The 12091-nt window shown below is 57.2% G+C and carries 12 protein-coding genes and 1 tRNA gene; 10 read left to right on the top strand and 3 right to left on the bottom strand.

Annotated features, from left to right (window positions below; translation table 11 throughout):
* Window positions 1-90: 90 nt before the first annotated feature.
* The 10 genes from V9T28_RS18775 (at window position 91) to V9T28_RS18730 (ending at window position 8442) form a co-directional block, all read left to right on the top strand.
* The gene (locus tag V9T28_RS18775) at window positions 91-756 is read left to right on the top strand and encodes a TetR/AcrR family transcriptional regulator (protein WP_116402808.1); all 666 of its coding nucleotides are present in this window, start codon (window positions 91-93) and stop codon (window positions 754-756) included.
* 20 nt (window positions 757-776) lie between these two features.
* Window positions 777-1697: a LysR family transcriptional regulator gene (locus tag V9T28_RS18770; RefSeq protein ID WP_158554914.1), complete on the top strand. Its 921-nt coding sequence runs from the start codon at window positions 777-779 to the stop codon at window positions 1695-1697.
* A gap of 73 nt (window positions 1698-1770) precedes the next feature.
* Window positions 1771-2553, top strand: coding sequence for an SDR family NAD(P)-dependent oxidoreductase (locus V9T28_RS18765; RefSeq protein ID WP_116402810.1), 783 nt, complete (start codon window positions 1771-1773; stop codon window positions 2551-2553).
* Window positions 2554-2651: 98 nt separating this feature from the next.
* Window positions 2652-3416, top strand: coding sequence for an SDR family oxidoreductase (locus V9T28_RS18760; protein ID WP_116402811.1), 765 nt, complete (start codon window positions 2652-2654; stop codon window positions 3414-3416).
* A gap of 23 nt (window positions 3417-3439) precedes the next feature.
* Window positions 3440-4375 (top strand): sugar ABC transporter substrate-binding protein, encoded by a 936-nt coding sequence (locus tag V9T28_RS18755; RefSeq protein ID WP_116402812.1) that lies wholly within the window; start codon window positions 3440-3442, stop codon window positions 4373-4375.
* A gap of 48 nt (window positions 4376-4423) precedes the next feature.
* Window positions 4424-5962, top strand: a complete 1539-nt coding sequence (locus V9T28_RS18750) for a sugar ABC transporter ATP-binding protein (RefSeq protein ID WP_116402813.1) — start codon at window positions 4424-4426, stop codon at window positions 5960-5962.
* Window positions 5959-6948, top strand: a complete 990-nt coding sequence (locus V9T28_RS18745) for an ABC transporter permease (RefSeq protein ID WP_116402814.1) — start codon at window positions 5959-5961, stop codon at window positions 6946-6948. The genes V9T28_RS18750 and V9T28_RS18745 overlap by 4 nt, the downstream gene beginning before the upstream one ends.
* 109 nt (window positions 6949-7057) lie before the next feature.
* The gene (locus V9T28_RS18740; RefSeq protein ID WP_116402815.1) at window positions 7058-7846 is read left to right on the top strand and encodes an SDR family NAD(P)-dependent oxidoreductase; all 789 of its coding nucleotides are present in this window, start codon (window positions 7058-7060) and stop codon (window positions 7844-7846) included.
* 22 nt (window positions 7847-7868) lie between these two features.
* Entirely contained in the window at window positions 7869-8252 is a 384-nt protein-coding gene (locus V9T28_RS18735) for a hypothetical protein (protein ID WP_245424270.1), read from the top strand.
* 112 nt (window positions 8253-8364) lie between these two features.
* Window positions 8365-8442 (top strand) — tRNA-OTHER (locus V9T28_RS18730).
* A 316-nt stretch (window positions 8443-8758) separates the two neighbouring features.
* Here the strand turns inward: V9T28_RS18730 and V9T28_RS18725 are convergent.
* From V9T28_RS18725 to V9T28_RS18715, 3 genes are all read right to left on the bottom strand, one after another.
* A protein-coding gene (locus tag V9T28_RS18725) for an IS630 family transposase (protein ID WP_116402296.1) occupies window positions 8759-9708 on the bottom strand; the annotation gives its coding sequence in 2 pieces (ribosomal slippage) (window positions 8759-9364 and window positions 9367-9708; 948 coding nt in all).
* Between the two features lie 329 nt (window positions 9709-10037).
* Complete coding sequence (locus tag V9T28_RS18720; RefSeq protein ID WP_116402295.1) at window positions 10038-11102, bottom strand: aldo/keto reductase; 1065 nt, start codon at window positions 11100-11102, stop codon at window positions 10038-10040.
* Window positions 11103-11139: 37 nt separating this feature from the next.
* Window positions 11140-12054: an SMP-30/gluconolactonase/LRE family protein gene (locus V9T28_RS18715; RefSeq protein WP_445242136.1), complete on the bottom strand. Its 915-nt coding sequence runs from the start codon at window positions 12052-12054 to the stop codon at window positions 11140-11142.
* Window positions 12055-12091: the final 37 nt, after the last annotated feature.

Below are 12091 nucleotides of genomic sequence, written 5' to 3'. Positions count from 1 at the left end.
GGGGGGGCTCGACCCCTATTCGGGTCGGAGCCTAGTCTGATTTTCAAGAGGACGAGGGCTGACATTCACCGGGTGTCAGAACGGTGGGTCATGGCAAAACCAGAGCGAAAATATCTCGATGCGGCCGACCGCGAACAGCAGATCCTCGAGTTTGCGATCGATTTCGTAGCGCAGCGTGGTTTGCGGTTCACCACGCGGGAGCTTGCTGACGCGCTCGGCGTGTCGCAGCCACTGCTCTATCGCTATTTCAAGAACCGTGACGACCTGGTGCAGAAGATTTATGACGAAGTCTACCTGAAGCGCTGGGACCCGAACTGGAACGAGCTCCTTGCCAATCGTTCGCTGTCGATCCGTGAACGCCTCGTCCGCTATCTGAAGGCCTACACGGAGGCCATTCTGGACGAGCGCTGGATACGTATTTTCGTCGCCTCGGCGTTGGAGGACCCGCAGATCACCAAGAAATATCTGGGCCTGCTGCATGAAACGACTTTTCCGCTGATCTACTCCGAGGTTGCGGCGGAGGCCGGTGTTGCCGTCCCGTCTGGTGCGGAGGCTGAGGAGATGGCACTGGAGATCGTCTGGGGCTTCCACTCCAGCTTCTTCTACATGGGTGTGCGCAAGTATATCTACCGGAACAAGATACCGGACGACCTTGAACCCATCATTCGAGCCCGCGTCGACGTCTTCGTCTCAGGTCTTGTTGAGGCCATGCCGCGGCTCGGGCAGTACAAGCCAGCCGAGGAGGCGGGTCGATGAACAGCATCCAAGACCTGCGCGTGTTCTCCGAGATCGTTAAGTCGAACAGTTTTTCACTTGCCGCTTCCAAACTTGGTTTGTCGCCCGCAACGATGAGCGGTCGTCTCAAGGCGTTGGAATGTCATTTCGGGGTATCGCTGCTGAAGCGAACGACGCGGTCGCTCTGTCTGACGGAGGAGGGGCGGTATCTCTTCGAAACCTCGCAGGGCATTCTGGATGATTTCGAACGGCTCGACAAGACGATGCGAGCCCGCAGGAAGAATCCGAACGGTACGGTGACGATCGCGGCGCCATCGGAATTCGGCCGGAAGTACCTGATCCCGCTGACCAACGAGTTTGGTGCGGCCCACCCGGAAATCGGCTTTCGCCTCATTCTCGGTGACGACGACGTCAATATCGTTGATGACGATTGTGATATCGTGATCCGCTTTGGGCCTGTCCCCGACAGCGCGCTAACCACCCGCAAGCTTGGCGAGAATCCGATGGTCGTTTGCGCGTCGCCCGACTACCTCGCCAGGGCGGGCATGCCGGAGATGCCTGCAGACCTTGCCGCGCATAACTGCCTTGTCTACCTCGATGGCAAGGCCGCCGCCGACAAGTGGGCTTTCGAGATAGATGGCGAGGCGACGATCGTCCGAGTAAGGGGCAACCGCCTCGTTTCCGACAGGCAGGCGCTGATTGATCTGGCAAAAGCGAGGCAGGGGCTTATCCGCGTCTCGTCTTGGGACGTCGCGCGGGAACTCGAAGACGGGACACTGGTAGCAGTCTTGCGGGATTTCGAGCGCGATCCCGAGATCATCCATCTCCTGTCGGAATCCAGGCATCGGCTGCCTTTGCGCACGGTCGAATTCATCAATTTTCTCCTTCAACGCGTCAAACGCCTCAGCCGTAGCGCGGAGCATTGCAGGAGCGAATACCCGAGGCTGCCCGGCGCCGCCTGATCGAGTTTCACATCACCTTCATTTCGACGGTGCGTCCTGGCTGCACCGAACGACAACGCATGGAGATTTTTCGATGGACTATGGTCTCGCTGGCAAGCACGTGCTCGTAACGGGCGGAGCCACAGGAATAGGGCGCGCCATCGCCTCCGTCTTTCTCGCGGAAGGCGCAGACTTGACTGTGAGCGGTATCAGCGCCGGGGAAGTCGAGGAGGCAATCGCTGCGCTTGGCAACGGATGCCGCGGGCTTGCCGGCGACCTCACCGCTAAGGGCGAGGCCCAGCGGCTCTATGAATTCGCGTTGGCGCATCGCCCTGTCGATATCCTAATCAACAATGTCGGCATCTTCGAAGTCCGCGACTTTTTTGAAACGACGGATGAACACTGGTTCCGCTACTTCGATGTGAACGTGATGACCGGTGTGCGCATGTCGCGGCTGGCGCTGAAGGATATGTTGGTGCGCGGCGAGGGCAGCATAATCTTCATCAGCAGCGAAAGCGCGGTCAAGCCGCAGCCTTGGATGGCGCATTACGGGGCGATGAAGACATGCCTGCTCGGCCTGTCACGTTCCCTTGCCGAGTTGACCAAGGGTACACGGGTACGCGTCAACACCATCCTTCCCGGTCCGACCAATACCGAAGCCGTCCGGCGCTACCATCAGGAAATTGCCGATGAAAAGGGCACAAGCCGCGAAGCAGTCGTCTCCGAGTACTTCGACGAAACGGAGCCAACCTCGCTCATCAGACGCATGATCGAGCCAGAAGAGGTGGCTCGCAGCGTCGTGCATCTTGCTGCAAGCGCGCACCTTAACGGCATGGCCATGCGGGCGGAAGGCGGTACCATCCGGGCCATTCTCTAAGCCTTCTTCAGTGTGGCTGAAGAGTGAATTCATGGCAACGACCTCAATCGCAAGGGGCAATCAGTCTATCAAAATCCAGCACGTTTCGGGAGGAGCACGTGAAGAGGTTTGATCTCAGCGGCAAGCTTGCCTTCGTTACCGGCGCCGGCAGCGGCCTCGGACAGGCGATCGCCATCGCGCTCGCGGAGGCTGGTGCCGACGTCGCTTGCTTCGATCTTGCGGGCGTGCTTGGCCAAGCCGAGACGTCTGCAGCTATTGTTGCAGTGGGGCGGAAAGCGCTGGTGCTCGATGGCGACGTCACGGAACCCGCTTCGATCGAAGCCGCCTTCGACCGCGCCGAGCGCGGCGCCGGCGAGATCGACATCGCGGTCAACAGCGCCGGTATTGCCAATGTCAGTCCGGCCGAGGCAATGCCGCGGTCCCAGTTCTTGCGCATGATGGATATCAACCTCAACGGGCTCTTCTGGTCCTGTCAGGTCGAGGGTCGCCGAATGCTGGCGCGCGGCCGCGGCTCTATCCTCAACATGGCATCGATCTGCGGCTCGACGGCCGTTCCCGGCCTGGAACAAGCACATTATGACGCGACAAAGGCGGCCGTGATCCGTCTGACGAAGAGCCTTGCGGCCGAATGGTCCGGGCGCGGCGTGCGCGTGAACTGCCTTAGCCCCGGCTTCATGACAACACCCATGAACTGTCGGCCGGAAGTTGCCGAGAACGTCCGTAAGTTCGTCGATATGACGCCGATGAAACGGATGGGGCAACCGCATGAAGTCGGTTGGCCGGCGGTGTTCCTATCAAGTGATGCAGCGAGCTACTGCACCGGTGTCGATCTCAATATCGACGGCGGCTTTCTATCAATCTGACGACAAAAGTGGGAGGAAACAGAATGTCGACAATCTTGAAACTAAGTGCGGCAATGGCGATTACGTTGTGGGCGGCCTCACCCGTTGTGGCGAAAACTGTGAAGATCGGCTGGGTACAGGGCAATGCCGCTTTTCAAGCCGAGCAACGCACAGAGGACGGCTTCAAGAAGTACCTCGCCGACAATAAGATCACTGACTGGGAAGTCACCTATCTAGACTCGGGCGGGACCGCGGAAAAGGTCGCCAACAATATAGAGGACGCGGTCAATCGCGGGGTGGATGTCATTTACGTGACCTATGCTGATCTGCGTGCGTCAAGCAATGCCTTGAAGGGCGCGAAGGCGGCGAAGATCCCGGTCTATTCGGTCGACTCAGGCTGGATCGACGGGTCGACGGCGGATATCACGACCAACAACTGGCAGATGTCTGCCGAGGTTTCGCTGAGCCTGATCAACAAGATCAACGGCAAAGGCAATCTGATTATTATCACGACTGACAAGATCAAGCCTGTTCGGGAGCGCACCGATACGCTCCGGGCAATCCTCAAGGAATATCCGGACGTCAAGGTCATCGGTGAATACAACTTCAATGTCGCAAATTTCTATCAGGAGACCACGAATGCGGTCCAAGATTTCGCGACACGGTTCGGCGACAAGATCGATGCGGTTTGGACACCCTGGGATGAGCCGGCGCAGGCCGCGATCACAGCTCTGAAGGGCGCGGGTTTGCATGTCCCGGTATCCGGCATGGATGGTCATCCTGAGGCCATTCAAGCGATTTGTGCGAAGGATTCGATGTTCATCGCGACCGGCCGTCAGCTCTTCGAGAAATGGGGGGCGGATCTAGCTTCGTATGCCAAGCGGGTAAAGATCGATGGCGAGGATCCGCAAGCTGTGACCAACGGCAAGAACATTGTCTATTACGGAGCCACCCTCTTCACTCAGGACAACTGTAAGTAGTTTTGGCAGGCGGGCGGGTTTCCCGCCCGCCTCAAATTTAGGTGTGACATGTCGATCGTGCTTGAAAACATCACAAAGCAATGGCCTGGTACGCGCGCGCTCGATGGCGTTTCTCTTGAAGTCGTTGAGGGCAGGGTCCATGGCATCGTCGGCGAGAACGGCGCCGGGAAAACAACGCTCGTCAGTATCCTCAGCGGCGCCGTTAAACCGACGACTGGCGCATTGAGAATGGCCGACCAAGCTATCGTTTTTGAGAATCCAGCGGCGGCCGTGGCACACGGCGTCTCTTTGGTATCCCAAGAAGGAAGCCTAGTGCCGCACCTTAGCGCGGCCGAGAATATTTGTCTTGGCTCCGAGCCGGTCCGTGGTCGCTTCTTAATTAATCGGCGAGAAGTTCAGCGGCAGGCGAGGGCGCTCGCCGAAAAATGGTTTCCTGATACCGAAATCAAACTTGAACGAAAGGTCGCCGATCTTCCATATGCAGACCAGAAGATAGTTGAGATCCTGAGAGCGCTGCACTCAAAACCGAAGGTTCTCATCCTGGATGAACCAACGGCGACTCTGCCGGCTAAAGAGAAGGAAAGTCTCTGGATATTGATCCGCCAACTTTCGCGCAGTGGCATAGCCGTTATATTGATCAGCCATTTCTTGAAGGAAGTAATCGATCTATGTGATGAAATAACCGTGCTGCAAGACGGCCGTAAGGTGAGTCATCTCAACAATCTGCAACACGACGTCAGCGAGCGGCAACTCGTCGATCTCATGCTCAACCGCGAACGGTTTGCCAGCCGGGATCCTTATTTCGTTGCCGAAGCTTCGAAAGAAAGAAGGCCTCTTGGCGCGTCGGAAGTCGTTATTAATGTTCGGAACTGGAGCGGAGATCGTTTTTCTGTCGCGGAACTGTCGGTGCAAGCCGGCGAAATTCTTGGTCTGATCGGCCTGACCGGTTCAGGTCATTTTGAATTCGCACAATCCCTTTTTGAACCGCGATTGGCTCACGGGGGAAGCTATTTCTTCCAGGGGCGCGACGTCGGAAGAGCCGATGTTCGGGACATGAAGCGGCATGGAGCGGCGCTCGTCCCTGATCATCGCATGATCAATGCGATGATTGGCGACTGGACGGTCCGAGAAAACATGTCAATGGCCGGTGTTCAGGAAACATGCGTGAAGCCCTTTGGCCTAATTCAAGGTGGCCGGGAACGAAGCGAAACGCTGCGTTTGATCAAGCGCCTCAACATCAAGACCGCGAGCGCCGAGACCAAGATCATTGAGCTCAGCGGGGGCAATAAGCAGAAAGTGTCCGTCGCAAAGTGGCAGTTTGCCGCCGAAGGGAAATACAAGCTATTTATCTTCGTCGAACCGACAGAAGGTGTTGATATCGGGGCGAAACGGGAGATTCACGACCTCATCGTGTCTCTCGCGGAGCAAGGAGCCGCAGTCGTCCTTGCATCCAGTGATCTTCTTGAAATCGCTCACGTGGCGGATCGTGTCGTCGCGTTTAGAGGTGGGCGCGAGGCCGACCAAATTTCGCGCAAAGACTTCAGCGAAACCGTCTTCATCAATGCAATCGCAGGAGCGACGCGATGACAACAACGACAGCCAGCCGTTCGATTGGAGTATCTAAAGGCATGCGTCTTGGCTCGATTACGCAAAAATTCAGTACACTAGCGGTGCTTGTGCTGCTGTTCTTGGGTTTTGCTCTCGGCACAGATCGATTTTTTACCGGAACGAATCTGGTTAACATCCTTCAGCAGATTTCCATGCTGACGATTGTCGCCGTCGGTCTGACCTTCGGTTTTGCGGCCAAGGAAATGGACCTTTCCGTGGGCTACGTTGTCGGTTTGGGGGGCCTGCTTGCGCCGCTGCTAATGGTGAGCGGCGTGCCGATCCCGATCGCGATCCTGGCGGCACTCGGAGCGGGGCTTTTGGTCGGATTGATCAACTCCACTCTCGTGGTTGGAGTCGGTGTTCCGTCCTTGATTGCCACGTTGGCCGCTGGCTCGATCTTGTGGGGTATAAACTTCATGATTTCGGGCGGCCGCGCGATCTATGGCGGGATTCCCTCGGAGTATCTCTTCGTCGGTCAGGGCAAGATCGGTGGCTTCCTTCCTTATCCGGCCTTGTTCATGCTGATCATCGTGGCGGGATCTTGGTTTGTTATGGAGCGTACGACCTTCGGCCGCTATCTCTACGCGGTCGGCGGCAACGCTCGCGCCGCGGAGCTTTCCGGCATTAAGGTACGTTCTTACCGTGTCTTCGGGCTGGCGTTAAGTTCGCTTTTCGCCGCGATTTCTGGCGTTATCCTCTCCGCACGCCTTGGATCCGGACAGCCAAACGGAGGCGATACCTATTTGCTCGACGGGCTTGCGGCGGTGTTTATCGGAATGACCATGCTCCGGCCCGGTACGGCGACCGTGATGGGCACGTTCTTCGGGGCGTTACTGATTGGCATCATGAACAATGGTTTGAATCTGATGGGGATGGACACCTATGTTCAAAGCATCGTTAAGGGCTTTATCATCGTGATCGCCGTTTCGGTTGTCTCTCGCACGACACGGCTGCGCCTCCTTTGATGACAAGCGAGCGTGAATTCTCGGATGCGCAATATCGAGCTTGACGAACATCTCAAGGTCTGTGGAACTCCAGCCAGACAGGCGTGCAAAACGCGGGGAGGATGCAGACATGGAGTTGAACCTGAAGAACAAGGTTGTGATTGTCACGGGTGCGAGTTCAGGGATTGGCCTGGAAACAACCAAAATGTTCTTAGCGGAAGGAGCACGGGTCGTCGGCGTCAGCCGCGATATGTCGGCTCTGGCCGATTTAGGGGCGCTCGATCACTGGGTGACCTGCGACGTTGATTTAAGGCAAAAAGGAGCGGGGGATGCCGTGGCGAGAGCTACGTTGGAAGCATTTGGACGGATCGACGTGCTGTTCAATAATGCAGCTATTTGCCCGACGCGCGGCGGTTTTCTTGATGTATCCGATGACGATTGGGCCGAGACGATGAACATTAATCTGGGCGGCTATATCCGGATGGCACGCGCAGTGCTCCCCACCATGATCGCCCAGAAAAAAGGCGTCTTGATCCACTGCGGCTCTGAGGCTGGGCGAATGCCACATCCCCTTCTGCCCGACTATAGTACTTCGAAAGCAGCCATTACACTTCTCTCGAAAGCACTTGCCCGCGAGTTCACTCCGAAGGGCGTCAGATCAAACGTAATCGCGCCGGCGCATATTCGGACTGAATTGTGGGACCGTCCAGGAGGTTTTTTACACGCGCTTGCCGACTACTACGGCACAACAATCGAAGGAGCCGTCGACGCGTTTTTGGTTGAATCAAAACTGCCGGCCGGGCGTCTGGGCACCCCCCGAGACGTAGCAATGGCTGTTCTATATTTAGCTTCCGATCTCGCCGAATTCATCAGCGGGGATGTGATCAGTATCGATGGCGGCGTCATACCCACGACATGACGGGAAAATCAGGATGGCACCGATGAGTGAACTTGATATTGAAGTATCGAAGACTCTGCGGGAAGAAATCGCGAACGCGAATAGGCGCGTGGGCCAGACTCTCGTGTCTGAATCCGATCTCGTGAAAATCTGGCACATCAATCTCGCGCCCGGTGAACGCTTCGGCTTCCACAGGCACGAGCTTGACTACTGCTGGATCGCTCTTACTTCGGGGTGCTCTCGCTCGATGTATTCCGACGGCAACGCCGTGGACACCGAGTACAAGCCCGGAGATTGCAGGGTTTTCGCCTTCGCTGACGACGAGGCGATTGTTCACGACCTCACTAATATCGGCGAGACAAATTTGGCTTTCACGACCATCGAGTTCAAAGGCTCGCTCATCCCCGAGAATAGCGCACTCGCTTAACTTCAACCCCGAAATGACGCCGGCATTCCGCTAGATCTCGCCGCCATTGTGCCAAATGTTCAGATGACGGAAACGGTCCAAACGTTCGCAGATGGGAACCGAAGTGGCGCACCGCGCGGGATAAAAATGAGAACTGGACATCAGGCTCATAACCTGAAGGCCGCAGGTTCAAATCCTGCCCGCGCAACCAGTTTGAATAGAAGACCTCAGCAAAATCAATAGTTTGTTGGGGTCCTTTGGTTTTGCGTTATATTTCATTCCAGCAAAATCAAGCACTTAGCGTCGCAGATGCAAATCAGGTGTGAGTAAGCATCAAAGCATGACCCCGCATCAGCTCAATATAACCCATTAAGAACGATCGAAGAATCTGGATTCGGCTGTGTCGGGGTCGACGCCGATCGCAACCCCCGCGTGGTGAAGCGTTTCATCCGGTATACTAAGAGCTTGCACAGCCCTCGGCTGGCGTCGCGCTTAGGTGCTTATTTACAGATTAGAGCGTTCTGCATTTAGGTAGATGCGTATCCTGAGTTTCTGAGATAATTGGCGCATTCTTGCGAAGAGAAGGCGGTCAAGGCTGTTGCCAGAGCGTTGGCGATGGCATCGAACGAGCGGGGCGCGGCTTTTCGCACGAGCGTTTTCAGCTTTGCGAAGACTTGCTCGATCGGGTTGAGATCGGGGGAGTATTTGGGCAGAAAGACGAGGCGGGCCCCAGCGGCGCGCACGGCCGCTCGCACCGCCTTGCCTTTGTGCGATCCCAGATTGTCGAGCACAACGATATCGTTGGGTTTGAGGGTCGGAACCAGGAATTGTTCGACATAGGCGAGAAAACGCTCGCCGTTGATGGGTCCGTTGAACAGGCATGGCGCCTCAACGCGGTCATTGCGCAAGGCGGCCAGAAAGGTCGCCGTCTTCCAGTGCCCATGCGGCACCTTTGCCACGAGCCGTTGGCCCCGCGGTGCCCAGCCATAGCGGCGGGTCATGTTGGTTTTGGTCCAGGTTTCGTCGATGAAGACGAGCCGCGCGGGATCGATGCGCTGCTGATGGCTGCGCCAGCGCAGCCGATGGCGCTTCACGTCCGGGCGGTCTTGCTCGCGGGCGACGAGCGTCTTTTTTTGATCGTGACGCCGAGGCGGCGGAAAAACCGGCTCATCAGCGACGTGTCGGCGGCGACACCGCGTTCGGCCAACAGTCGATCGCAAAGCGCCTGCAGCGTGATGTCGGATTTCTCGGCGCGCAAACCTTCGAGAAACGCCCGGTGCGGCGCCAGCTTCACGCGCTTGTAGCCCCCCATTTTCGCCGCCGTCCGTGAGCCGCTTCGCTCAAAGCGCTCGACCCACTTGATGGCCGATGCCTCGCTGACCCCAAATCGCTCCGCCGCACCGCGGCGGCTCATGCCCCCAACCACAACCGCGTCGATCACCCGATCACGCAAATCCTGAGAATAAGCTCCTGCCATCCCTGTTGACCTCCTCCGGCCACAAGGTTGAATCAGAAGAAGCATGATTTGGGAATCCCTCTTCGATTCAGCTTAATCGCCGCGTGCTCTAGCGACAGGGTCAACATTTGGTGCAATTTCACTGCGTTTTGATACCGGAGTTGGAATAAACGTGGAGTTGCAAGCATGCAGCGCAGCCCTGCGGACTTGTGTAACCGCCTGTTTCTCACAATCGGGAATGTCGTTGCTGCTATACGAACGCAATCACCTAACGCGAAGCCTGCCACTAAGCTATCCTTGCAGGACACGTGGAAAACGTTCTGTACCCCTCGACTAACGTTCCTGTCGTTTCAGTGCGTGTCCCACTTTAGGTAGTTGCGCTGCAGCGCCCAATCGGCCTCGCTGAATCGATCCCGTGCAAAGTTGAACTGATGCCAGTACGGATAGATGGAGGGAATGGCACTCACGCCGTCGAGACGCTGCTTCTCATCCACAGTAAGCTCCAGCTCCACAGCCGAGATGTTGTCCAGGAAGTGCGCTTCGGTCAGCCCACCAACGACCAGTGACGTGATCGCCGGGCGATCCAGCAGCCATGCGAGCGCGACCCGCGCGGCGGTGGCACCGCGGCTCTCGGCGATTGCCACGAGTTCGTCGACAATACGCCAGAGCCGCTCCACGTCGCGGATTGGCGGCTCTGTCCAGCCCTTGGCCTGCCTCGACCCTGGTGATGTCGGCTGGCCGCGGCGATGTGCACCGGTCAGCAGGCCGCCGGCGAGCGGGCTCCAGACGAGCACACCCAAGCCTTGATCCACCGAAATCGGCAGCAGCTCGTATTCGGCTTCGCGCGCTTCGAGGGTGTAGTGAATCTGCTGAGTAGCGAAGCGCTGATATCCGAGCCTATCGCTGATACCGAGCGCCTTCATGATCTGCCAACCGGTATAGTTGGAGCAGCCGATGTAGCGAATCTTTCCGTGGCTCACCAGCGTATCCAAGGCATGAAGCATCTCGTCCACTGGCGTCAGGCCATCCCATTCGTGCATGTAATAGATGTCGATGACATCGGTCCTGAGCCGCCTCAGGCTCTTCTCACATTCCCTGATCAAATGGTACCGCGATACGCCCTCGTCATTGGGGCCGTCCCCAATGCGCATGCGGGCCTTCGATGAAATCAGGATGTCCTGGCGCCGAGCGCCAAGAGCTTCGGCAAGGATCTCCTCCGAGCGGCCCGTCGAATACATGTTTGATGTGTCGAACAGGTTGATGCCTGCGTCGAGGCAGATTCCAACGAGTTTGTGCGCTTCCTCCACTCCGTGGTTGCCTGCGGCTGAGAACATTCCTTCCCCGCCGAATGTGAAGGTGCCCATGCTCAGCACCGAAACCTTGAGGCCAGTCCTGCCCAGAGTGCGATACTTCATCGTCAAATTCCTCTTGCTGTATGACGAGCCGAGATAGTTACTTTGAACGAACTGCTCGTGTGTTCAGATAGATGGCGTAGAGGCTGCTGCTTCCCGCAATGAACAGTCGATTGAGCTTCGGGCCGCCGAAACAGATGTTTGCTACCGGCTCCGGGACCAAGATCTTGCCCAGCAATTCGCCTGTCGGCGCATAGCAATGAACGCCATCGCCGGCGGCCACCCAAACATTCTCATCGATATCCAGCCGGATGCCGTCTGGAATGCCAGGGTCGATCTCGGCCAGAATCCCATGAGAGGTCAGCTTTCCAGGCCCGCTCACCGAGAACTTCCGGACGTGATGTGGCTTGTCGTGGCCATGGGACCGGCCGCTGTCGGCGATATAAAGGGTCTTCTCGTCAGCCGAAAACGCCAGACCATTCGGCATGTCGAAGTCGTCCACGACTACTGTCAATTCGTCGTTCGCTGGATCCAGGCGATAGACGTTCCGGGTTCCCGTTTCACTCTCGCCCTTATTGCCTTCGTAATCGGTCAGGATCCCGTACAACGGATCGGTGAACCACACGGCGCCGTCGGATGTCACGACGACATCGTTGGGTGAGTTGAGCCGCTTTCCTCGGTAATTATCCGCCAGAACAGTTATGCGGCCGTCGTATTCGGTCCGGGTGACGCGCCGTGCCCCATGCTCGCATGATACCAGCCGTCCTTCACGATCACGGGTGTTTCCATTCGAGAAGTTGGACGGATACCGGAATATGTCGACGTGGCCGCTTTGTTCGTCCCACTTGAGCATGCGATTGTTTGGGATGTCACTAAAAACCAGGAACCGGCCGTCTGCGAAATAGACGGGACCTTCGGCCCAGCGTGTGCCGCTGTAAAGGCGCTCCAGCTGACAGACTGGAATGATGAACTTGCTGAAGCGCGGATCCAGCGCTTCGAAATAATGCATTTCCATGCTGATCTTCCTCCCATGCGGTCGAGCGGCCTCTCCT

The organism is Methylovirgula sp. 4M-Z18, from assembly GCF_037890675.1.
In the GTDB taxonomy this organism is placed as follows: Bacteria; Pseudomonadota; Alphaproteobacteria; order Rhizobiales; family Beijerinckiaceae; genus 4M-Z18.
Note: the sequence above shows the minus strand (reverse complement) of the source record. Positions and strands in the feature narration are given on the sequence as shown.